Genomic DNA, 22,799 nt, shown 5'->3' with positions numbered 1-22,799 from the left:
CAAAATGATCCCGTCTAAAGGCCTTCGGGAGATCGTCCTCGAGTCGGTCGCCATCTCGATCTCGCGCTGCTGGCCTGCTCGCGGTGTTGCAGAGCCGCCGGCAGTGGTTGAGGAGCTGCTCGCCGGTTGGTCGCAGACGCTTGCAGGGTGGGGTGCCGGTGGCCAAGTTGAACTCCGCGGCCAGCTGCGTGCGACAGCGTGGGTACTCGCCGACGAGCGTGACGCGAAGGCCGAACTGCGCGGGCGGCGGGTGCAGACGGAGGTAGTCCCGGGCGACATCGAATGGGAGCGAGACGCCCTGCGTCTTTGGACGGAGGAACATGCCGCCGCCGACTATGATTCCGCGGAGCCGTTCCCTGAGCACCGCGCGGACGGCTGGCGTGACGAGAATTTCACGCTCGAGCATTGGAAGCTCGCAATGCGCGACGAGCGCCAAAAGTACGAGCAGCAATGCGCCGGCGCTGGCGAGCACGAGCTGCGGACGCTGCGGCAGGTGACAGCCGATGTCGCTTTCGTCTACCGTGCACGCCACGAACACGCTGCACGGCGGGCGGCGGATCAGTGCGTCGGCGCGCTCTACGCGGCGCGGGCTGCTGACGGGAATGAGCCGTATGGCGGGCGAGAGGCGTGGCGGGTGATTGTGCGGGCGCTGCAACAGAGGCTCGGCCTGCTCCTGTCGTGGCGGTACGTCTGAGCCGTGCGAGTAGTTCGTCTGTGCGGCGTCTACGATCTAGATATGGGCGAAGTTGAAGACGGGCAGTGGGTACTCGGGTGGATGCCAAAAGTCGATCTCGACGGGAACGCGATCACAAACGAGACGCTCGGCGCCGGCGGCTCGCGGCGCGACAATGGCACGATCTCAAAACTCGTTGAGGATCTGAGGATCGTCGAGGATGACGACGATGACGATGACGAACGCGATGAAGCACCTGAGGGTGACGGCGGTGGCGCCACTAACTCCGATGCGTCGAAATATCTGTTGGTTGCCCTCGCTTCTGCTGCGGTCACTTACGGAGTAATAAAGAGCGCACCGGTAGTTAAGCGGCTGTGGGGTGAGAAGGTCGCCCCGGTGATTGAGACGCAACGGCAGCGCATCATGGCGCGGATCCGCCCGAAGAGCGCGGCGCTCGCCACCCAGCAGACGGAGCAGGAACTGGTCACCACTGCGTCCTCGACCGAAGTCGAACTCGCGGTGCGCCAGGAGATTGAGACACTTAGCCATGAGGATGCGTTGATCCTCTACCTCGAAATGATGACGGCGGTGGGCTACGCTGCCGAACGTCTGCGGAAGCTGCAGAACGCGCGGATCGAAGCCCCGGACGACTACCTCGAAGTCGAGAAACTGCGTGCAGCGCTTGAGTCACCGGCGATGATCGCCGATGTGAACCGGCAGATCGAAGCAGGCGCTGCTTCCGCTGATCCGGAGCTGGTAGCTGAGCTCGTGAGAGTCTACGGTGGCGGCGGAATTGTGGACGGTAAGTATCTGCCGCTTGAAGCCCACGGTGTTCATGAGGCGCTGCGGCTTTCGGAGGACGAGCAGGAGTGACCGGCGCACAGACCTACTCGATGACCTGCGGCGGGTGCGGCTTTCTAGAAGAGCACCGGGTCGAAGCTGGTCAAGAGCCGGTGTTCAATGCGATGACTCCGCGCAGGATCAAAGACGCCCCGGGAGCGGAGCTTACGGTGGCCGAGTGCCCACTGTGTCGCGGGCGGATGGTGGGGGAGGTGCGGGCGGCGTGAGTTCGATTCAGCATTTCGGCGTAGCAGTCAGGACAAGCAAGCGCTCGCCCATGCTCGTGCGCAGCGAGTACCTCGTACAGGCTTCGACCAAGGCCACGCAGCCGTGGGTGTATTTGGAGATGGCGTCCGAAGGGAAGATCACGGCGGCGCGTATGGCAGAGCTATTCGTGGATCCTGAGACGTGCGTCGAGTACTCGCCTGAATGGGTAGCGTCCCAGCGCGAAGCAGCGCTCAGGAACTTCGACCTGAACATGTTGTTCTTTCGCCGTCTCAACCAGCTGCGCTTCAATGACGAGGTCGCGAAGCTGCTCGCCGCACACCCTGAGCTTCGCGAGGTTACGGATCTGCGCACGGTCGCAGGCGAGCCGGGCATTTATGTGATGGTGCTCGACGGCTACCGGCAGCTCTATGTCGGGCAATCCGTGGACGTGACGAAACGGATACGGGCGCACTGGTCGAAATCGAAGCCTCTTGATCGGTTGATATTCGGTGATGCCGAGTCGTCGATCCTGTCAATTGATGCCTTCCGGGCACTGGATACGACGCGGGTTTTCGCTGTCACCGGAGACCCGCTCGATGACCCGTACGAGCGCAACCTCGTGGAGCAACGCATGGCCGCTTCGGTCGATCCTGACTTGTCGCTGAACCGGGTATCTGGCGGTGACTTTCAGACCGCCGCATTCGCTGTGGCGCTCGGTGGGATGAAGACCCGGGATCTGTCAGCTACTGACGAGGAGTGGGCGGCGTACCGCGCCGAACTCGCGGCCGCACCAGAGCCCGCACCGCGCTTGGTGGTGCCCGCGAAAGTGAAACGCGCGGTCGTGCCGGAGCCGGACTTCGACGACCCGGTCGGCCAGCTGGTGCGCGTGGCAAACCGTGAGAAGCGCGGCGGGTTCGTGCTGGTCGACGCTGGCGGCATGATCGTCGACGTGGTCGCTGCAGGAGGCGTGACAACAGGAGATCGCCGCATGCAGCTCTTCGCGGTGCCCACGGGGCGGTCGATCAGCCGCGAGAAGATGGAACGCGCGGTTGCAAAGGCTGGCGAGCTGGTGCGTGAAGTGACGCAGCCTAGGGAGCCAGTGGAGTTGTTTGAGCTGCTCGGCAGCTCCGGAGTGGCGGTGCGGGGTTAGGAGCGCCACCAAGCTGGATCCGGTTCGTCGCCGCCATTGGACCATCCGAGCCATCGCCCTTCCTTGACGTAAGAGAGGAACTTCCTTGCGAAGTCTGGATCGCTAGAGTTCACGCCGACCGCCGGTGCAACGGTGTCGGCCTCCTCTTCGAACGTTGCGAAGATCCTGTCGATGATCACACCAGCGATCGCTCCAAGGATCACTGCTTCATCCGCGATCCGAACTGTGGCCTCCCATAGCTCCTGAACGCTGCGTCGAACGCGGTCGGGTCCCAACTCGGTGCGAGCATCCTCAAAGTAGACAACAGCGGGATCGGCCGGATCAGGGTCGGAGACAAATGAATGCACGACAGAGTTCCGGAGGTTCCGGAGTTCACGCTCAGCGGTTTGCAGCTGCATGAGCTGCGCTTGCAAGTTCCCAGTAACCAAATTGGCGGCAACCAAGGTTTCAAGACGTTTCGACATCTCCATGTTGCGGCGTGGGAGATATGGCCGACCATCAGCGGTTGGGAGCGGTTTGCCGTCGGGATCGAGCGATTCCAGCAGCTGGTTCATACGCGCCTCGAATGCAGCATGAGATACCGCAGCTACGCCGATGTGACGGTAGGCAGGTTCAAGTTGGGAGCGAAATGTGTCGAACACTTCGGGAGGTGGGCCGCCATCGTTTGTCATGCTCTCGGGATGTTCCATGCTTCAATCAGAGCCCTGTGCAGGAGGAACCTGCCTTTGTATTTGAAGCCACCACCAGCGGCTCGCCGGTAGCTAAAGTTGGTGTGCTGGACAGAGTTCCTGCGAGTGATAACGCCAATTGCACCGGCGCGGTAAAGCTGGCGCAGCAACTGACGTATTTCAGTGGATGTGAGTACACCCTCAAGCGATTCCTCAAGTTCAGCGCTAGTGAAGTATGGGGAATCAAGTGTGCTGAGCTCTTCAAGGAAATCATTGGTCTTTGTGCCGCCCGTACTTGTGAAGGCTTTTGTGAGGTTGTTCTTGATCTCCGCCAAGAAGTACCCCTCGGAGTAACTTCGCACCGCACGACGCGCCTGCTCGACCCGCACTTGACCGCTTCCTCCATGAACCTTTTTGACAGCGTTCATCAAAGCGACCATGTCCCGTGGAAGGTAGCGGGTGTAGCCAAGCAGATAGTCGGCCACCGATAGGTGGCGATTCACCATTTCGCTCAAATATGCCTTCCTGATGTCCCCAAGGGTGAGCCAGTCGTTGGGGTTGCGGACAGACACTCGTGCCTTCTGCGAGATCATTCCCCAGAGCGACTCGCCTTCCGCTTGGTCATCTTGGCTCCAACTCAACCGAATGGTTTGATCATCCATTTTTGCTGAGTCAAAGCTTTCTGCAGAAGTGAACATGTCTTCCCGAACGGCTATCAATACAGTGGCTCGCAGGCTGGTACCACGAAGAAAGACGTTTACCTCATTGGTGGCATCTAAGAGTCCACCAAACGAGTTCCACTGATCATCTGAAGAAGCGAAGAATGAATCTAAGCCATCAACCGCAAGGAGATGTTGAGAGTCGGTGCTGATTTCTGAAATTGCACGTTTCAAGAGTTCGATAAGTTGAACAGCAGTCGCCCCTGCATCGCCAAAACCACCCTCAGCTCCAATGCCTTGGACTTGGAACCGGACCGTCGTTTTCGACCAGTCGAAGAACTTGGTTCGCAGATCTTCACCCTCAAGCAGGCCTAGTCGAACTAAGTCTCTGTGGAAAGTAGTTACTTGCCCGCCGTAGGATGCGCCTTGGTCACCGATCAATGAGGCAAAAACCTTTAGTAGGAGCTGAAACTGCCATGCGGCACATGTTGCAGAAGGTCCAGGCGTTGACCCGACCTGTAGCTTCGTCACATCTGCAATTGGGAACGTTGTTAGCGCCCACCTGGAAATAAAGTTCATCGGGCTACCTGCCCATTGAAGCGCTAGATGCTCGAGCACGGCGCTCTTTCCGGCGCCCTTGGCTCCGACCAGAACCCAACCTCGCATCATTGAAATGTCTTTGGCAGCGGATTTGCAATCGTAATAGCCACCAATCAGCAGTTCAGGAGAGTGAGCAGCCTCTGATGCTGCGTCAAGCATTCCGAATTCAAGTTGTCCAAAAGGTGGGAACTTCTTTTGCGCCATTCCCTGATCTTATGCGCAGGCAATGACTATCTGGGGAGGTGGCAAGGTGGCGTGGCGTCTGGTTTCTGCCCCCACCGCGCATTGCTCACTGCATGGCAGAAGACATCTACGAATCCCGCATCACCCGAGCCGCCGAGAGCATCGCCTCCGTGTGGCACGACCCTTCAGCCGAACCACCGGTCGCGGCGTGGCTCGTGTCGGAGTGGAGCGGGCTGCTCATCCGGCAGACCCGTCAATCTGACGAAGGGCGTGTGTCGCTCGCGGAGGCGTGGGTAGAGCTCAGGGATCGGTTGAGTGCCGCGGTGTCGCAGGTGGTTGAGCGGCGCACGGACGCGGAGTGGGGGCGTGCTGCGGCGGAGCATGATGAGCGTGTCGAGGCTGCGGAGCATGCGTTGAACCGTGCACGAGTAGCGCCGCGCGTTGGGCAACTTAACGCAGCGCTTGCGATGCGGATTGAGAGTTTGGCTGCTGTGATCGACGCTGGTGAACCCGTCGAGCAATTGGTGGAGATCTCGTCTCGTGAGATGGCTATCCGGATGTTACTGGCTGGGCAAGGCCTCGACCCCGAAGGTGCTCTCGCAGGTGCGGAGCGCATCGCGCGCCAGGTGCTATTGGAGCAAGCCACTGCGCTGGTCGCGACGCACGCGGGGGAGTGACGCGAGTTAGAGACGGGAAGGCGCTCCGGCGGGTCTAGGTGGCCTGGCGGGGGCGCCTTTCGTGTTGGCGGCTACTGCCGTGACTCCTGGAAATGCAGGAACGCTCTGCCAGCCTGAACCTGAGAATGGAATTCTTCGACCGACTGCGAGATCTTCGTTTCACCACGTCGCCGCGGGATGCTGATGAATGTGTCCTCATACAGGTCTGCGACAACGGTGCCACGGACGAGGAATGGCAGCTTGGTCTCGTCTTGAGCTGGAATATAGACAGCCACGAATTGCCGACCCTGAGTTGACGAAAGTTCGATCTGCACGCCTTCGAGTGGCGGGTACACCCGCGCGTCGAGCACATCGAAAGCGCTCTTTCGAAATTGAGGTGGAACCTTCTGCGGTGCCAACAGGTTTGGAAGATCCTCGGAGGCCTCTTTGATGCCCAGAACGATCACTGCGGACTTGCCACTGTTTGCGAACGAGGCGACGTCTTGAGCGAACTCGACTTTCTGCGCAAGCTTCGTCTTTTCAGGAACTTGGGGATGAGTGAACTGGTAAAGCCCCTCTTTGATCTCGAACCAGTTGGACTCAGGGAGGCCAACCAGCAAGTCAGCCCGATTGTTCTTGACGAGGTGCAGGACTCCCTCGGCCGTTGGTTGACCGCCGGTAAACGCCCCCATGAGCAGCGAGATTGAGTGCGCTACATCCAGGAAGTTCTTTAGAGGCATCTCATCAGGAGCAGATAAGCGAACGTGCCTAAATGCCCCGTCGAAATCAGTTAAGACCGGTTCAGGCAGGTAGTCGTGCTCCTCAAAACCGAGCTGCGAGGAATCTACGTTCCAGTAGGAGACATCCCCGCCGTCATATTCTTCCAGGAAATAGCTCTGCCCGAGCGAATGAATAGTCACGCCGTGGGCGGCAGCTAATGGAGATACAAGAGAAAGCATGTCCAAGTGGGAGATGTTCGGCTCCAACGAGCATGAAGCAGATGCCTGGGCAATCAGAAGATCATCCTTCGAGAGGAGACTGACGTGCCTGTCTGTTTCTCGGGCTTCTTCAGGGATCAGTTCTGAGTGGTCAGTGAGGAGTACCCTCTCATCAACGTCACGTCGCTCAACCATCATCTGAAGCGCAATGCGGAGCGAACCGACGGTGGTTTCATTCAAGGCGCGCCTAATACCGATTCCGATGTATCCAGACTCCTCCCAACTAATCGCGAGTTTGCCATTCACTGAGACTTCCAAGTCGGGGTGGAAATCTTCGTCAACGCCATAGAGTTCCGGCGTGTAATACTCACGACCCGACTCCCAGTCGGTGAGAAAAACTGGAAAAAGCGAAGTGCCCGCAGTGGGCTTGGGCGGAGGTGCAGACATGATTTGATGCTACGCGAGGGCTCATCAGGTCGCGATTCTGTCCTGGTTTGTCCTGGCTCAAGTCCTTAATCAAGTCGCAGACGCTGAAAGTGCGGGAGTTGCATTTGCCTTCGCAGATGCAGCTTCGCCTCAGCTCACCTCAAATTCCAGCCAAAATCAGGACAAAACGAGGTCATTTGTCCTAAAAAAGTGCCGTTTGTCCTGCGTTGTCCTGGGGTTAGGACAGAATTTTTGAGGAGCAAAAACCGCATGATTCCGCGGCTAAACGGCCCTTCTTCTTCTTCTTTTGTTCTAAAAACACCTATTTTGTCCTACTTTCAAACCCATACACTTACGTGCGCGACCCTCCCTATTTGTCACTCTCGAAACGGCTCGCGCTCGCGCTCGCACACGCACGCATGAAGTGTGTGTGTTTGAAAGTAGGACAAAATCGAGAATTTTCGCTCAAAACTTCGCTCTGAACAGGGGTTTTAGCTTGTCCTGATGCTAGGACAGAGTAGGACAGAATTCCGATCGCGTGAGCAAAGTACTATTCTGATCAGGTATTTTCCCTGTTTTCAAAACAGGACAAACCATTTTCGACCGCCGCGCATTCACTGGTTACATCATGCAACTCACCTGGATAGGATCGGATCATGACCCACGACATCGGCGATCGTCTGCGCGACGCAATCACCCACGAGCAGATCAAGCGCGCGGAATTCGACGCCGCAACTGAGTTGCTGAACCGCGTGATCGCCGAAGCTCGTTCATCGAAGATGAAATGGGCTGAGATTTCTTTTGTGACAGGTCTGGACGAACGGGCTCTGCAGCATCGGCACATGAAGTGGGCTGCAGAGCAGGGTGCGCCTCAAGGTGCGCAGATCGGCCCGGTAACGCCCGCGGAAGCCGCCGCGAGGCTTGGGCTCAAGGTGGGGGAGATCGCTGCCCTGATCGCCGCTGGCGAGCTTGTGGAGGTAGCGAACGAGGTGACTGGCCGAGCTGCCGTGACTTCTCAGTCGATTGCCGCGTACCTTGCGCGCCATAACGCCCCGCCGGTCGAGGAGCTTGCGGCTCAGTACCGGGTGAGCGAAGAAGGCCTGCCTCCCACCGTGCCGGCCGATGTCGCGCAGGCTTATTTGGACATTGCGGACCAGCCATACGCGCGCTTGCGCGCCGCGGGCTACCTGCACGCGGATCACGAAGGGGAGGTGACCTCCGATTCACTGCGCGACGTGGATCGATTCCTGTCGGAGTCGCACTCCATTGAGGACGCCGCCAAAAGGTGGGGGGTAGGCCGCACCACGGTAGATCGCTGGATTCGCGCAGGGCGGGTGACCCCCGCCGTGTTCGCTGGTGCAATAGCAGATGGCGGCGACCCGAAGGCTGCACCGGGGCGCATTGGTGCCGACGAGCTCTCCCGGGTGCAGGCCGAGCTTGATGCTGAGCGCAAAGCAGACGCAGATCCTGACCTCCTGACGGATCAGCAGGTCGCTGAACTCGTCGGGGTGTCTAGGCCCGCTGTTATTTATGCCGCCCGCCGCGGTGATCTTGCGCGTGACGCTTCGGGCCGGGTTCGCAGGGGTGAAGCGGAGCGATGGGCGCTCGCAAGGAAAGCGTGAACCTGTGAAAACGCTCCACTTACTTACAGCAACGTAATGCCTTAGTAGTCATTTGGTAAGCTTGGGGTATGACGCACCCTCAGGCTTTCGCACCTCGCCCCGCAATCGGCGGCTTCAACGCTGATGCTGCCCGTGCTGGCTTCCACGCAATGGGGCTAAATAAGTCAACTACTGGCTCTGTGGCGGTCATCCCGTTTTTCGGTGATCGACCGATCGCTGCGGAGAATGTGGTTTGGCACTCAGCAGGCGACGTTGAAGCACTTGTTGCGCAGTGCGAGGAGTACGAGAGGAATAACCCCAAGGGGTTGTATTTCACCCTCTCAACATTCCAGCTCAACAAAGCTGACGAGGACAAAGACGGCAACAACTTCATCCGCCGCAAGGTCGCCAGCGCAGACCAGATGCGCATGCTTTTTGTGGATCTCGACCTTTTCGATCCGGAGCGCCACTCAACCGATCGCCCTTCGACGGACCCGAAGATCGAGGCGCGCCGCAAGCCAAACCCGACACAAGATCAGGTGCAGACACTCCTCGCCACGCTCCCGCAGGCAACCGCAGCATTCCATACTGGCGGCGGGCTGCACCTTTACTGGACGCTGGCTGAGCCGATTGACGCTCCCTCTGAGACGGCGACCCGTCTGCGAGACTCTCTGCGCCGCGCACTCCTGGTTGAACTCACTGAGAAGCTGGGGCGGCACGCAGACGTTGGACCAACCACTGACCCAGCCCGCATTGGCCGTGTGCCGGGTTCGCTGAATCGCAAGGCCTCGCCGGTCGATGTTTACCCGGTGCAGGATGCCGGCCCGCAGTACGATGCTGAGCAGTTGCTGGCGACGCTTGAGGAGCTATACCCGAGGCCACAGCCAAAGGTCGCCCAGCGAAATCGCGTCGCCGGCGCTGCTGGCGCAATGAGCCTTGGGGGTGGCGACAACAAATACGAGGGCTCAGCAGTTACTCGTTTCGCTCAGACCGTGGACCCCGGGTTTGTCCTTGAAATCGCACACGCCGCGCAAATGCTCACCGAGGATAGCGGAAACTTCCCTCGCGAGGATGGGTCGTACGGCGACATGCCGAGCTTTGAAATCAAGCGGGACACCATCGAAGGCAAGGACCGCGACCGCGTCGTGTTCTACGGCGACCGTTGGCTGAATGAGGTCGTCGCTGATGGCCTACTTGATGACCCGTACGAGCGCCACGAGGCGATGAACGCGAAGCGATTGGCGGCTGAAAAGCCTGCAACCTCAATGACGTTTCCACAACTCGACAGCGCTCAGTTGCTGAGTGTCGCGGTCGCTCCACGCGACTGGAAGAAGCTCCGCAACTTCATTGAGGCGATTGATACCCCTGATGGCTTTGATCTCGACCTGCTGGAAGAGCTTGTGAATATGGAACTCGCTGATCGCGAGGCAGTGCTTGAGGAGAAGCGCATGGAGAAGACGAAGGTCGAGCAGGAAGCCCGCGCGGCTGAGCAGGCTGCGGTGCAAGCTGAGCTAGATCAGGCTGTTGCTGAACAGCAGGCAGCTGCCGCAAATGCCGAACGGCGTGAGGACGCCGAAGCGGTGGACCCGAGCAAGCTCAGCTTCGCCGAAGCGCTCGCTCGCGGCGTTCGCGCGAGCGAGGATCTCACAAAGTACGGTGCTCGTGCCGGCTACCTGATCTGCGATCCGGGTGACCCGCAGCACGGGTTCCACTACTCGCGCCCCATTGACTCCACAGCAACACCAACGATTCCGTTCATCGCGTTCCGCGAGCGCCGCGAGATGGTGATGCGCATCGACGAAGAGTTCAATGCTGAGCCGATCAAGACGAAGAAAGGTGCTGAGGTTGGTCGCCACGATGTGCGAGTCGTTCGCCGTGATGGACGCCAGAAGTTGATGGCAGACCTTGATTCGGACACTGCACTGAATCCCGGCACCTTCCTTGACGCCCTGGATTTCGGAATCGCCAAGGGTTTTTCAGGTGCGGAGCTGCTCCAGCTCCGTGACATGCTGAGCGTTGCCCAGTACGGCCTGCTTGAGCAGCAGGAGCATACGGGATACACCTCGTGCGGCTGGCTCAAGACCGAGGCTGGCTACACGTACATTGCCCCAGCAGGCGCGATTGCAGCGCGAGGTGCTGTTGAGGGCTTTGATGTGCGCGACATCGGCGAATCGGGGGCAGAGATCCAGGATTCCCGAACTTTCATCGGCCTCCCGTCGTGCCCTGCGCATGATGATGCCGCGAACGCCCGGCGTCTGGGTGAAGCACTTCGTGTGCTGCAGACTGTGGCAAAGCCCGAGATGCTTCTCTCGACGGTAGGGCACGTGCTTGCTGGCTTCTCGCCGCTCGACCACCAAGGCTCGTTGGCTCTCGTAGGCGCGCCAAACAGCGGCAAGACGCCGTTCCTGTCGGGAGTTGTCCGCTCGTTTTTCAGCGGGTTGGCCTCAACCGTGGATGATTTTGACATCACCCTGCCGCGCCGCAACACCGACGCAGGAGTGGCGAACGCGGTGGCATGGCGCGGTAACGGTACCGTGACTGTCGACGATCTCCGTCTTGACGGTGACCGCGAAAAATCGCAGCAAGTCATTCGCCACGCAACCATGATTCTGCAGGGCACATACGATGGCGGCACTGGCGCGCAGTCAAATAAGGAAGGCGGCGTCACTCGCAAGGCTGGCGCCAAGGGTAACGCGATTTTCACTGCTGAGGTGCCACCTGTGAGCGCTGGAACTGCAATTATGACCCGAATGGTTCTGCTCAAGTTCGACCGAGCAACCATCACTGGCTTGGGCGACGACCAGAACTCACCGTTGACCGCCTGGACCCGTATGGTCGAGGAACATGACGTCGCACGCCAGCTCAGTGCTCTCGTAGTGCAGCGCCTCGCTCGCCTGATGGATGAATTCGGGCATGCAGCTGTTATCGATCAGCTCCGCGCGAAGCGCGCAGCTTGGCGCAAGCAGTTGGACGCAGACTTGATCGAGGTGCCGAGCGACACTGGCGCTGACCGTGTTCTGACGATTGCCTGCTCCGGCCAGGTTGGCTGGGACCTTCTCGAAGACGCCGTGGCCGCACTCGCCGGTACACCTCTCGGTGAATCGCTGGCCCCGCAGCTGCCATCGCGTGAAGATCGCCGTAGAGCTTTGCTGAACGTCGCGCGTGAGGCGCTAGTTGCTGTCCGTGGGGAGTCGATCGGTGCTCAAATTCTGGGGCTCCTGCGAGATCGCATGGGCGACAAGCGCGCCTACCTGAGTCCAGATCGAAAAGGGTTCACCCCTACGGCCCTAGACACTCGCTGGACCGACTACGGCTGGTACCTCGATGGCGACCATGCATATCTGAAGACCACACAGGGCTCAGATGTGATCCCCATTGGAATCGTCTCTGCCGATGCTCGGTTCGTGCATATCAAGAGCTCTTCGGTAAAGAAGGCCGCGAAGGCCCTCGGGCACCCAGTCGATGATGAGTCCCTTGAGCGCGCGATGCGTGAATTCCTCGAGCCGAGCTTCCTGGCCCAGCGTGTAGAAGCGCGCGACCGCTACGAGGCCCTAACCCCGTCTCAGCGACAGAAGAAGATCACGCCCGGATGGAGTTCTAAGCCAAGCAGCAAGCACTTCGATCCTGAAGCGCCTCGCACCGATGGATACACCGTAAGTGCCTCTCTGCTTGGCATCGAGTCTGCGGCGGAGATGGCCGAGAATTTGCTCGAAGAGGGCGTTCTGTCGAATGTGACACCGATCACTACAAAGCGCACTGCACAGTCTGGGGCTCAGTCAACTCCAGCCATTTCTGCAGAAACGACACATCAGTTCGCTCAGGTCGCCGGCCTGTTTGTACTCCCAACCGAGGGTTCCAGTGCACTCGCGTTTTCAACCGACCCCGATGCCGGATTCTAAGGAGGATCCCGATGTCCAGTTACGCACACCTCAACCCAAAGCTCGCTGAAGTCCTGCTTAGCGAGCATTCCCTCGAAGATACGGGGGAGCGAGCCGCCTACGATCTAGCAGAAGCCGCCGAGCTACTCGGCATGTCGAAGCGAGCTCTTTGGAATCTCGTCAGCGAGGGGGAGGTCCCGGCAATTCGAATTGGGCGGCAGAAGCTCTACGTGCCAGCCGCGTACCTCGATGCGGTGCGCCGCGGCGACACCATTGCTCTCGCGGGTTTTGCGGCACAGCTGGGTCCTAGCTGTGAGTCTAAGGAAGTGGCGTAAATACCTCAAAGTTCATTCACTTACAGTTAGCAAGTCAAGCACGTGCGTGTTATTATGTAATCATAAGCAACAAGGTGTAAAGATAGGACACGACACCATGACTATCACCCTCACAAGCAGCAAAGCTGTCCGCCATTTCAGTGGCATCGATCCGACTGACGCCGATGTCATCGACCTAGGTCGCGTAGTGGGTGTCCATGGCCCAGACGCGCACGCGATTATCGCCGCATCGCGGAACTCGCGAAGCTCATACCTCGATGAGCGCCAGCATATGTCGATTGCGCAGCGGGTTCTGCTTGATAGCGAGCGCACGATCCGTTTCCAGCTCGGCGAGTGCGAATCTCGCGTCAGTGACGCGGAGATCATCGACCTGATCCCAACCGCTGCGGTTTTCGTGGGGATCGACATCCCCGGCCAGAAGTCAAGCGAGCGCTGCCGCGAGAAGCGTGCGCAGCTCAAGAAGCGCATTAACGCGCTCCGAAAGAAGTACGAAGCGAAGTACTAAAACTCCCCGGGGCGCTCCACAAAGCCTGCAAGCCGCGGCGCCCCGGGGTAACAACCCTAATACGACGGCTAGGCAGGCTCAAGAACTTCACACCATACCTCAGACGGATAAGCGGCTTGCAGGCACTGATCCTGAGAGGGGACACGCATCGTGTCAATCACTACCACCCCCGCCCGCCGTACCGCTTTCGGCCTCGCGACTCTCGCAGTCGCAGCGACTGCCATCACCATCCCGCTCATCGCCCAGCCCGCCCCCGCGCAGGCCGCTGCTGGCGGCTGCACCGCAGCCCCGACGACGCTCATCATCGAGAAGACTGATCCGGATGGCATGCCTCTCGCTGATGCTACCTTCCAGGTTGACGCCCAGCACTGGCAGGTCAACAGCCCGCTGAGCAAGAGCTTCGATCAGAACCCCCTCCACACCGACTACGCCGTCGCCTCTGCTGCTTCCGATGAGGCGCGCCAAGCTGCTGACGATGCCCGTACGGCCCTCCACGCCGCCCAGGCCGCGCAGACCGCTGCACAGGAGTCGCTCACTGATCTGCTCGACCAGGCAGGTGCGCAGTCACCCGAGCTCGCTGCGCTCTACGAGCAGGAGAATGCGCAAAACACCGAGCTCGGCGACGCGCAGGACGTCCTCGCCACTGCAATGGAACACCTCACCGCCGCCGAGTGGGGTGACGCCGGCGAGATCGCAGCGGCCCAGGCAGCGGTCGACGCCGCTACTCAGGCTGTCGCCGACGCGGAGGCCGTGCTCGTCGAGATCCGCGCCGAGATCGATGCGTTGATCGCCGCCGGGCCGAGTGCTGACGAGATCGCCGACGCGCGTACGGCCCTGACCGCTGCGACCGCAGCAGCCGAGGAGGCAGCAGCCGAGTACGACGCGGCGGATCAGGAAGCCATCACCGCCGCTCGCGCGACGGAGACGATCATGATTGACGCGTACGAGCAGGTGACCGATAGCACTGTGACCACCGACGAAAGCGGACAGGCGACTGTCGAGATTGTCGGCTACGCCTCATGCACCGATGGGGCGACTGGAGCCCAGGACCTCGCTCACATCACCGCCCCCGTCGTAACCGAGATTGAGGCCCCGGCCGGGTTCCAGCTCGATGAGACGCCACACACAGCCGAGCAACTCGACGACGGTAGCTGGACGGTGACGGTCGTGAACACGCCTGAAGACCCTGAGGAGCCAGTCGAGCCACCGACGCCGCTGATCCAGACCGGCAGCACCGATCTCACCACCCCGCTGACTTTCGGCGCGATCCTCGCTGCCGCGGGCGGGGTTCTCGCGAGCGGTCCGCTGCTGCGCCGCATCCATCGCCGGAGCGCCTAAGAAGTACCGCGGAGCTGGAATCAACGGGTAGGGGTACCCACTTTCGGCCAGCACCGCGGTCCTACGAGGCCGGGATCTCAAGTCCCACAACCGGAGTCCCGGCCTCACCCGCCCATATCCCAGAGAGACTAGGAGTCTACATGTCCACCCAGACCAAACCCCAGATCAAGCAGTGGTTCGCCGCCGCAGGTATCGCCTCAGCCGCCGTTCTCGGCGCGCTTCTCATCCCGACCACCGCCCATGCCGCCGACACCGGCGCACAGACCACCGAAGCCTCAATCACCGTCACCGAGGCGGGTGCACCGGCGGCCGGCGAGACCGTTCTCGTTGACGCTGCGTGGCCCGAGCTGCTTCCGGGCGGCTCGGATTTCGCGTCGAACACCGAAAGCGCGAGTTACGAGCAGGCGAAGGCCCGCTACGACCGCGCGCAGGCCGCTGATGCCGCCTACTTCACCGCGCAGGACCGCCCCGCGCAGCGTGCCTACGACCAGGCATACCAGCGCTACCTCGCAGGTACCGGCTCTGCACAGCAGTGGCTCGCCACGATGCCTGCTCAGAGTGCGGAGATGCGTGAGATCCAGAAGTGCTACGACGGTACGCCGCTCGCGGCCGAGTCCCGCGCGGCATCGCAGGCGCTCTCTGTCGAAAAGAAAGAGATGCTGGCACAGGCACGGGAGGTCCGCGAGGTCGTAACCGACAGCCGGGGGGAGCTGACCGTCAGCCCAGCTATCGGAGGCGGCGTTGCTCATCCGAGCGTTGGCCTCTCGAGTGGCGCGATGCAGCCGCTTCCTTTCGCTCCGTCGAGCACCACTGAGCTGGTGGTCGCCCGCTAACTCGTTCAAAGACCGCCAGGGCGACGGGCGTAGTCGTGTCCGCCCGTCGCCCTGGCTCCACCTCCCACACCTCTATATAAGGAGCCCCGCTCATGCCCCACCAAATCACCGTCTTCATCGCCGGCACATCATGCATGCAGTGCCGCCTCACCGAGAGGTACCTCGCTTCACTCGACCTCGCCTACGACGCTCGCCCCGCCGACGAGCTGTCCGACGAACTGCGCGAGCAGGCTGCGGCGCTCGGGGCCGCGATCCAGGCGCCGCTCGTGCTCGTGCGCGACGGAGCCGGAGCTTTACAGCAGGCGTGGGGTGGCTACAGGCCTGACCTTATCGATGCGCTGGTAAGCGAGCGGGCACTAGCGGCGTAGCGCCATCAAATGACCCGTATGTGTAGCAGTAGATAACGAAGGAGGAGGAGAGTCCGTGGGAGTATCAATGCGCGACATGGCCGTAGCTCAGGCCAAGCGATCCGCCCTGCGCGCGATCTTCAACACGTTGTTCACACCGATCCGCTGGGCTGCCTACCTCCTGGCAGGCGTAGTCACCGTCCTGGCCGATTCACCCCGCTACGAGAAGGTCTCGGGCCATCGGCCGCGGAGTTCTGCCCAGGAGGCACGCCAGATCGCAGGCGCCGCGCTCTGGGCTTTCCTTCCGAGTGTGGCCAGCTACTTCGGAGCACCGCAGATCTTCACCATCGCCCTAACCTTCGTCGCCGTCGTCCTCATCGGCCGGCGCCTCCGCTACCTCGACCAGGCGGCCGTGACCACCCGCCTTACTATTCCAGCCTTCTGGCAGATCCCGGCACTCTTGGTCCCGACGCTGCTCGCCTTCACTATCGCCCTACTCCCGGTTATCCCGGCGACCCGTAACCTGCTCGCGCAGATCGGCGTTCCGCTTACATGGTGGATGCCTGTAGCAGCGATCGCTATTGGAGGCGTGCTGTACTGGGTCGCTCTCCTGATCTCCGCTCGCCATGCTGGGCGCGGGCGAGCACGCGCGTCCGAAGCTGCTGCCATGTTGCGCGTGGCGTGCGGTGTTTCAGATGCCGAGGTCGCAGAGTCACTGAAATTCAAGGCTGGCTCGTGGAGTCTGTCTCCCTCGCCCATGATTGCGAGGGCCCGGCTTGCTAGTGATCCCGCGGGCGTCGATGCGGCGGTGGCCGCAATCATGCCCCTCTACGAGATCGTGCTGGACGGGCGCGACCTTGTTATCCAGGAGGCCTCGCTTGAGACGGCTGACCGCCGCGCGCAGATCGCGGCATCGGATGGCCTCGTTATCGGGCAGAGCCGCGACGGTGATGTGCTCTCGATGACGCTCGCCGCCGGTACCGCGCCTTCACAGGCGGAGCGCGTTCAAGCTTACGCGCGCACCATACTCGGTGCCGAGAGCGCGCTCGTCGAGTGGGAACCGTACGAATCGCGGGCAGTCGCTCGCGTCCTCTCGCAAGACGAACAGCAGGTACGGCAGCGTCTCGCTCAGGTCTTGAAAATTCGTTACGCATGGGAACTCGCCGCCGACGTTACGTCGGCTGACGGACGCATCGACCAGATCGTGCTCCGGAAGCTTCCGCCGGGTCTCGGCGGAATCAGCCTCGCCGACCGGCTCACGTTCTGGGCTGATGTTGCCCTCTCGCTGCCCGGCGGGAATAACGGCTGGGGCGTGGAGGAGGACACCGGCGGCACGATCACGCTTACCCGGGGTGAGCCGCGTCGGCTCCCCGGGCTGGTGCCGCTTGCCGACATGCTTCCCGCCGCGCTCGCACCGGATGATTGGGCAACGATCCCGGTGGGTCACGGCGAGACCGGCCAGAATGCGGGCTTTGACCTTTCGCTCGGACCGCACGCGCTAACCGTGGGACCGACAGGCTCGGGAAAGACCGTTGCGCTCGTCGCCGAGCTCGCTCAGCGCCTCGTTCGCGGGCACCGCATCGCCGTCATCGACCCGACCAAGGGCGGCGTCGATTTCGCGCCGTTCGAGCCGTATACCAGCGGCTTCGCCCGAACCTTTGGAGACTCGGTCGAGCTAATTAAAGCCGCCTACGCAGAAGGCCAACGCCGCAAGCAATTGCTGCTCACGCACGGTGAGGTGAAGTGGTCCGACCTGCCGTCCGATGTGCGGGAGCGAGAGGGTGTCACGCCGCTCACCGTAGTCATCGACGAGGTTGGCTCGCTGCTAGTCGAGCCAGAAATCCCGAGATCACTGGCCAAGGATGATCCCGAGCGCCTCGAACTCGAAGAACTCGCTGGGCAGAAAGCGCTCCTCAAGCTCTACATCGGCAAGATTGCCCGCGAGTTGCGCTTCGTCGGCATCTTCCTTGACCTCGCTACCCAGCGCCCCGACGCCTCGATTCTCGGCGGAGAGCTACGCTCGAATCTCACATCGACCGCCCAGCTCGCGAAGCCCGGCAGCCCGCCCACGCTCGACGCGATCAGGATGGTCTTCCCGGGCGACTCCGCGCAGGAGGCTTACGACGCTCTCCGCGCGCTCGATGACGGGCAGTCCCGCGGTCTCGGGGTTATAGCGGGCGATGGCGGGGGAGTAGCCGGTGTCCGCGTCGCGTACGCCCCGATGCGAGAGGTCGTGGAACTGCTCGAGCAGCGAGGTGTTCCACACGGTACCCCGCTGTTATCGGTTGAACAGCTGGTGGCTCGCGAGAGTGCTGCCGGGCGCCCGCAGTTCGGTCAGATCATCGAGGCCGCGGAGGAGGAGATCGACCTGGGTGAGATCGATTTTGGCGATCTTGATCTTGGAGATTTCACCACCGCGTCGCCCGACGAGCTGCCACCGGTGCATGCCGTGGAGCCCGCGCCCACCACCTACGACACCCCGGCACAGGCACCTCAGCTAGAGCAGCCGCCAGTAATTACAAGCAACCGCGCAAAACCAAATTTTGATGACCTCTTCGGATAGGAGCCCAGATATGACCCGCCACACCCCACCCGCCTCGCCGTTCGCCGACTGGATGCCCCTGACCGAGTACGCGCGAGCTGAGGGCATTCATATTGGCACGGCCCGAGTTCGTGCGTGGCGCTCGCTATCCGGGCGACGCGACGACCCCGACTTTGAGTTTGTCCGCACCGCGCCTGGCGAGCCACGATCTACCGTGCTCGCCCGTCGCCGCCTACACCCACGTCCACCCCAGTAGCCGCACGACCCTCGCCCACAGGAGGAACCTATGAACAAGCCAACCCGCCGCCTCAGCGCGGCACTCGCCACCGCCGTTATTGCTGGCGCAGCTCTTCTCGCCGTACCGGCGACCGCACATGCCACCGATCTCGACTGCGAGTCCGGCCGGATCGTCGCACCGGTCTCGACCGGCCTGACCGTCTACGACATGGACGGCCGCACCCCGCTCGGATCGCTAACGGCCCCGGTCTGCGCTGTCACCGGGGAAGCGACCGCACCGCCAGTAGTTAATACCGCGCAGCCGAGCTTCGAGGTCGAATACAAGGGGAAGCGGGGGTTGATCGAAGACTTCCAGGTGGCTGCCTACCCCTCGGTCACGCTCGAGCAGCTCGACGCGTTCTTTGCGATCCCGACCTCGGAGGAGATGCCCGAGAACTGGGTCGGGAAGCTCGGCGGTGCTTCAAGCGGGATTTTCGCTCTCCCTGCTGCCTCAGGTCCATTCTCGGATGGCCCACTGGAGACTGGCATGGCTGAGGGGACGGTCTACCGCTCCACCGGCGATCTCGACCTCGGAACCGTCGGGCAGTCCGCGCTCGCAGGCACGGTCTCCTGGCAGCCGATCGAGCACCGGGGTGTCGTGGCATGGATGGCGTCTGAATTTTTGGTTCCGCTCCCAACCGTCGACGACCGGTTCGCAGAGATCGAAATCGACGGCGCCGGATACACGCTTTACGCTGATCCGACGGATGCTAGCCCAGAGCGCCATGTCGATGCCGGCGAGACGTTCGAGACGACTCGTGCCGTCGCCGGTTGGGCGTTGACGAGCGACGGCGAGTGGCTCCGCGCACCGAGCGATGCGCAGCCGATAGATACCGAGAAAGCCGGTGCGGCCTGGGCCAAGGTTAAGGAGAAAGCTGGATCAGCCTGGGATTCAACGAAGGAGAAAGCTTCTGATCTTACCTCGACCGCGAGAGACAAGGTCGCCGAGAAAAAGGCATCCAGCAAGGCGCTCACTTTCGGCGCTATGGTCACCTCGACAATCCTCTCCGGCATCGCCGCCGTGCTCGCCATCCTCAGCCTCACCGTTCGCAGAGCCCGAGGTCTTGCGCTGACTACGCCCGCCGGTATCGCTCGCACCGCCATCGCGTTCGTCGCTGCACCAGCGTCGCTCGCCCTATCGATTGCGGCCGTCTCGACCGCCCCATTCGTCTGGGTCTGGCAACCGATCCTCGCCAGCGCTGTCGCCCTGTTCAGCGTCGCCACACTATACGTCTACGCCGCTCGTCTCCGCGGGGGGCATGCCCACGAGTCGCAGGAGGCTCTTGTCGCAGGCCTTCGTTCGCCGGTTGCCATCGGCGCAGGTGCTCTGACCGCCGCGCTGACCCTCGGTGCTTCAGCACTCGCGGGTCTCGCCTGGCCTGCCTACGTCGTCGCCGTGCTCGGCTCCATCGCCGCCTACGCAGGACTCGCTCTCACCGTGAAGCGCCCGCCGGAGAGCACCGATACCGACGCGGAGCAGGCCGATACGCCGGACAGCGAGCCAGACGAAGCGCCCGCCGAGGCCGAGCCGGTCGAAGCCGAGTAGCCGAACCAGCGGGCGGGGGAGAACTCGCCCCGCACAGGACTTCATACCTCACATAGGAGTAGAGACATGACAGAATTTGCCGACACCCAGGTCGACCTCGCGCAGGCGGCGCTCAGCACTGTAATCGATCTCCGCGAGGAGTTCGGGCTGCGCGGTGCGGAGGCGACCCTGTGCGCGGCAGCTGCATTAACGGCCGGGAACCCATCGCTCGCTGCGGGGTACTCTGCGCTTGCTGATGCGCTGGGCGAGGCGGAGCGGGAGGTCGCTGCGCTGGTTCGTGAGCATAGTGCGACCGTGCAACGGCTCGGAGGTGCGCAGTGAAGCGCCGGACTGTACGTGCGGCGTTGGCCGCTGCTGCGCTCGCCGCGATTGTGCTCGGCGCTGGTGCGCCCGCGCAGGCGGGGCCGGTAGACGCTGCGTCAGTGCAGGCCACGCAGCAGACTGTTCAGTGGGATCCAGAGACATGGCTTACCGATCTGTGGCCGAGCCTGCCCTTCGGTGATCGGGCGACGCTCGAAATCACCGATCTCTCCGCTGGGCGGGAGCTCCCGAACGGCTCGCACCAGCGCCTCGCCGGCTTCGTGGCTGTGGATCGGCCCGACGTTGTTCGGCTGGATCGTGAGTTTGTGGCATCGGTGAGATTCGGTGAACGGAGGCGACTTCTCGCTCTCAGCGTGCATGAGCTCACGCATTCCGCGATTTTTTGGGATGGCGGCACCCCGCCGCGCGATGTATTCGAGATCACCGAGGCTGACCGCGGCTGGGCGGGGCCGCTTTTGGACAGCGGACTTCGCGATCAGTGGCTCGCCCTGGAAGCCATCGCGGACTGCTCGACGCAGGCCGCCTTACCGCCGGGCACCGAGGTCTACTATCTCTCTGGGCAGTGCCCAACCGCCTACCGCGACGCGGCGTTCGAGTACCTCTCCGAGATCACGGGAGGCGCAGACTGGCGTCCGCAGGAGTTGAAGGCAGACCGCGCATTGTTCAACGCATGGAGCTTCCAGAAATTGACCCAGAGCTGATTGCCTCGCTGATCGCACCCATCCCCAAGCCGGCACCTGAGCCCGCGCGGACACAGGGCCGCTCCCTCGGCTGGTTCTGGGTCGCGGCCCATCTAGTTGACGAGGATGCTGGGACGACCGAAGAGCTCCCGCTCGATAGTCGTACCCAGTTGCGCGCGCTGATCGCGTCGCCCGACGGGTGGCAGGATCGCTGGCCGTACAGTCGGATTCGTAACCGGCCTTGGGGCGATCAACCGGGATTCCGAGACGCTATGATCTGCGGTATCGCAGAGACTGACGAGCTCATCGTCGAGCTCAGCGATCACCAGTACTCCTGGATGGTCGCGCGTGGGGGTGAGCACAGCCCGGAGTACCGGCACTTCCCGGTCACTTATGTCCGTGAGGGCTTGCCGCAGCCCACGATCTGCCTCGCGGACGAGATCCTCAGTCGGGAGCAGGCTTACTCCCTAGCGTTCAATTGGCTTCGGCGAGGCTGGATTCCCGAGGGATATGAGCTCCGCCGGCCTTACTTGCAGCCCGGCTACGAGTGGCCGGAGGAGTAGCGCTCACAACCGCTTGAATGCGCTGCGCCCGGTGCTACTCGAGCTGGCCGGAATAGGCGGGGCGTACTTCGGGCTTCTGCAGAGTCACGTTGCCCCGACTTATCTCGTAGGATTCGGATAGTTGAATTCATTCGAACTACTGAGGGCAGACATGACTGAGACCACCGCACCTAGAATCTTGCGGCCTGGCGAAGACTACTCACTCTGGCCGAACATGAAATGGGCGCGGGCTCGACAATTGGCTAGCGAGCTACTTCACTCGGTGAGTCTGCAATCGGCAAGTTCACGGGCTGGGCTCGATGTCGATATCTCAGAGGACAAGCTCTCTGCTACGTTCTCAGTCCGTGAGGCAGCACCAAAGCCGATCCACGAGTGGTCTCTTCTGTTTGCCGACGTGATTCACAATTATCGAGCTGCACTTGATGCGCTCGCATGGGAGATGGCACATCTCGATGGGAAGCGACCGCGTCCACAAGATGAAGCGCGCATCTACTTCCCAATCTGCACGTCTAAGACTCAATGGGAAAAGCAGGCAAAGGGGCCGTTAGCATCTGTGCCGCACTACATCCTTAGGCGACTGTTTGCTGTTCAGCCATTTCATGCTGAGCCGGTTGAGCAAGGCGTGCTTGTATCGTTGCACCGCCTCGACATCGCAGACAAGCACAAGGGACAGGTGAAAGCCAGCGTCTTAGTACGCCAAGGGGCCACGACATACACGAGTTTCCGGCTAGAGGAGGGCTACACCAATACCGTCCATGAGTCTCGGCCTGCTGAGGAATGGTTAACTGACGGTTCACCGGTTCGGAAGGGGCAGCCGGTCTTTAGGATCAATACTGGCTCACCTATTGCCTGGGCGGAGTCGCATATGCCTCTTCCTCTTAAGCTCGCAGTTGAGCTAGGGGGTAGGGAGATTGAGATCTTCCCTCTTATTGACACCATAGAAAAGCAGTTCGGCAGTGTCTTCCAGGTCATCAATACGGGCAGTTTGCCCGACCAGCCTGGGTTGGTCGTTGACGACTTTCCTTACTAACGTC

General features: G+C 61.5%; 20 protein-coding genes. 17 read left to right on the top strand and 3 right to left on the bottom strand.

From position 1 onward, the window contains the following. Positions 1-4: 4 nt before the first annotated feature. The 3 genes from D3230_RS09510 to D3230_RS09500 all read left to right on the top strand — a co-directional run bounded on the left by D3230_RS09510 (position 5) and on the right by D3230_RS09500 (position 2,870). Positions 5-694 carry a hypothetical protein gene (locus D3230_RS09510; protein WP_202344785.1) on the top strand — a complete coding sequence of 230 codons (690 nt, stop codon included), beginning with the start codon at positions 5-7 and terminating at the stop codon, positions 692-694. A 42-nt stretch (positions 695-736) separates the two neighbouring features. Then, the gene (locus tag D3230_RS09505) at positions 737-1,546 is read left to right on the top strand and encodes a hypothetical protein (protein ID WP_202344784.1); all 810 of its coding nucleotides are present in this window, start codon (positions 737-739) and stop codon (positions 1,544-1,546) included. 190 nt (positions 1,547-1,736) lie between these two features. Continuing rightward, positions 1,737-2,870: a GIY-YIG nuclease family protein gene (locus D3230_RS09500; RefSeq protein WP_202344783.1), complete on the top strand. Its 1,134-nt coding sequence runs from the start codon at positions 1,737-1,739 to the stop codon at positions 2,868-2,870. Here D3230_RS09500 and D3230_RS09495 read toward each other — a convergent pair. Together D3230_RS09495 and D3230_RS09490 are read right to left on the bottom strand one after the other, a co-directional pair. Then, on the bottom strand, positions 2,867-3,559 hold the full coding sequence (locus D3230_RS09495; RefSeq protein ID WP_202344782.1) for a hypothetical protein: 693 nt from the start codon (positions 3,557-3,559) through the stop codon (positions 2,867-2,869). The two genes, D3230_RS09500 and D3230_RS09495, sit on opposite strands and share 4 nt — an antisense overlap. Next, a complete protein-coding gene (locus D3230_RS09490) occupies positions 3,538-5,001 on the bottom strand; it encodes a P-loop ATPase, Sll1717 family (protein ID WP_202344781.1) in 1,464 nt (487 codons plus the stop codon). The genes D3230_RS09495 and D3230_RS09490 overlap by 22 nt, the downstream gene beginning before the upstream one ends. A gap of 92 nt (positions 5,002-5,093) precedes the next feature. Between D3230_RS09490 and D3230_RS09485 the strand changes: the two genes are divergently transcribed. Then, positions 5,094-5,657, top strand: coding sequence for a hypothetical protein (locus D3230_RS09485; protein WP_202344780.1), 564 nt, complete (start codon positions 5,094-5,096; stop codon positions 5,655-5,657). A gap of 71 nt (positions 5,658-5,728) precedes the next feature. Here D3230_RS09485 and D3230_RS09480 read toward each other — a convergent pair whose 3' ends face one another. Further along, entirely contained in the window at positions 5,729-7,021 is a 1,293-nt protein-coding gene (locus D3230_RS09480; RefSeq protein WP_202344779.1) for an AlbA family DNA-binding domain-containing protein, read from the bottom strand. A 635-nt stretch (positions 7,022-7,656) separates the two neighbouring features. Here D3230_RS09480 and D3230_RS09475 point away from each other — a divergent pair. The 13 genes from D3230_RS09475 to D3230_RS09415 all read left to right on the top strand — a co-directional run bounded on the left by D3230_RS09475 (position 7,657) and on the right by D3230_RS09415 (position 22,795). Beyond that, positions 7,657-8,622, top strand: coding sequence for a hypothetical protein (locus D3230_RS09475; protein WP_202344778.1), 966 nt, complete (start codon positions 7,657-7,659; stop codon positions 8,620-8,622). Positions 8,623-8,690: 68 nt separating this feature from the next. Then, positions 8,691-12,500: a hypothetical protein gene (locus D3230_RS09470; protein ID WP_202344777.1), complete on the top strand. Its 3,810-nt coding sequence runs from the start codon at positions 8,691-8,693 to the stop codon at positions 12,498-12,500. Positions 12,501-12,511: 11 nt separating this feature from the next. Further along, positions 12,512-12,814 (top strand): helix-turn-helix domain-containing protein, encoded by a 303-nt coding sequence (locus tag D3230_RS09465; protein ID WP_202344776.1) that lies wholly within the window; start codon positions 12,512-12,514, stop codon positions 12,812-12,814. A 97-nt stretch (positions 12,815-12,911) separates the two neighbouring features. Next, positions 12,912-13,319, top strand: a complete 408-nt coding sequence (locus tag D3230_RS09460) for a hypothetical protein (RefSeq protein ID WP_202344775.1) — start codon at positions 12,912-12,914, stop codon at positions 13,317-13,319. 150 nt (positions 13,320-13,469) lie between these two features. After that, the gene (locus D3230_RS09455) at positions 13,470-14,657 is read left to right on the top strand and encodes a hypothetical protein (RefSeq protein WP_202344774.1); all 1,188 of its coding nucleotides are present in this window, start codon (positions 13,470-13,472) and stop codon (positions 14,655-14,657) included. Positions 14,658-14,797: 140 nt separating this feature from the next. Next, positions 14,798-15,490, top strand: coding sequence for a hypothetical protein (locus D3230_RS09450; RefSeq protein ID WP_202344773.1), 693 nt, complete (start codon positions 14,798-14,800; stop codon positions 15,488-15,490). Between the two features lie 92 nt (positions 15,491-15,582). Continuing rightward, complete coding sequence (locus tag D3230_RS09445) at positions 15,583-15,858, top strand: thioredoxin domain-containing protein (protein ID WP_202344772.1); 276 nt, start codon at positions 15,583-15,585, stop codon at positions 15,856-15,858. Between the two features lie 67 nt (positions 15,859-15,925). After that, positions 15,926-18,400, top strand: coding sequence for an FtsK/SpoIIIE domain-containing protein (locus tag D3230_RS09440; RefSeq protein ID WP_202344771.1), 2,475 nt, complete (start codon positions 15,926-15,928; stop codon positions 18,398-18,400). 265 nt (positions 18,401-18,665) lie between these two features. Beyond that, a complete protein-coding gene (locus tag D3230_RS09435) occupies positions 18,666-20,201 on the top strand; it encodes a hypothetical protein (RefSeq protein WP_202344770.1) in 1,536 nt (511 codons plus the stop codon). 66 nt (positions 20,202-20,267) lie between these two features. Next, a complete protein-coding gene (locus tag D3230_RS09430) occupies positions 20,268-20,522 on the top strand; it encodes a hypothetical protein (protein ID WP_202344769.1) in 255 nt (84 codons plus the stop codon). A 101-nt stretch (positions 20,523-20,623) separates the two neighbouring features. After that, positions 20,624-21,223 carry a hypothetical protein gene (locus D3230_RS09425; protein WP_202344768.1) on the top strand — a complete coding sequence of 200 codons (600 nt, stop codon included), beginning with the start codon at positions 20,624-20,626 and terminating at the stop codon, positions 21,221-21,223. Beyond that, positions 21,193-21,765 (top strand): hypothetical protein, encoded by a 573-nt coding sequence (locus D3230_RS09420; protein ID WP_202344767.1) that lies wholly within the window; start codon positions 21,193-21,195, stop codon positions 21,763-21,765. Before D3230_RS09425 ends, D3230_RS09420 begins: the two co-directional genes overlap by 31 nt. A 151-nt stretch (positions 21,766-21,916) precedes the next feature. Then, a complete protein-coding gene (locus D3230_RS09415) occupies positions 21,917-22,795 on the top strand; it encodes a hypothetical protein (protein ID WP_202344766.1) in 879 nt (292 codons plus the stop codon). The last annotated feature ends 4 nt before the right edge of the window (positions 22,796-22,799 follow it).

The sequence above is a fragment of the Leucobacter chromiireducens subsp. solipictus genome (assembly GCF_016758195.1).
GTDB classification, from domain to species: Bacteria; Actinomycetota; Actinomycetes; order Actinomycetales; family Microbacteriaceae; genus Leucobacter; species Leucobacter solipictus.
This window is presented reverse-complemented; position numbering and strand designations above follow the sequence as displayed.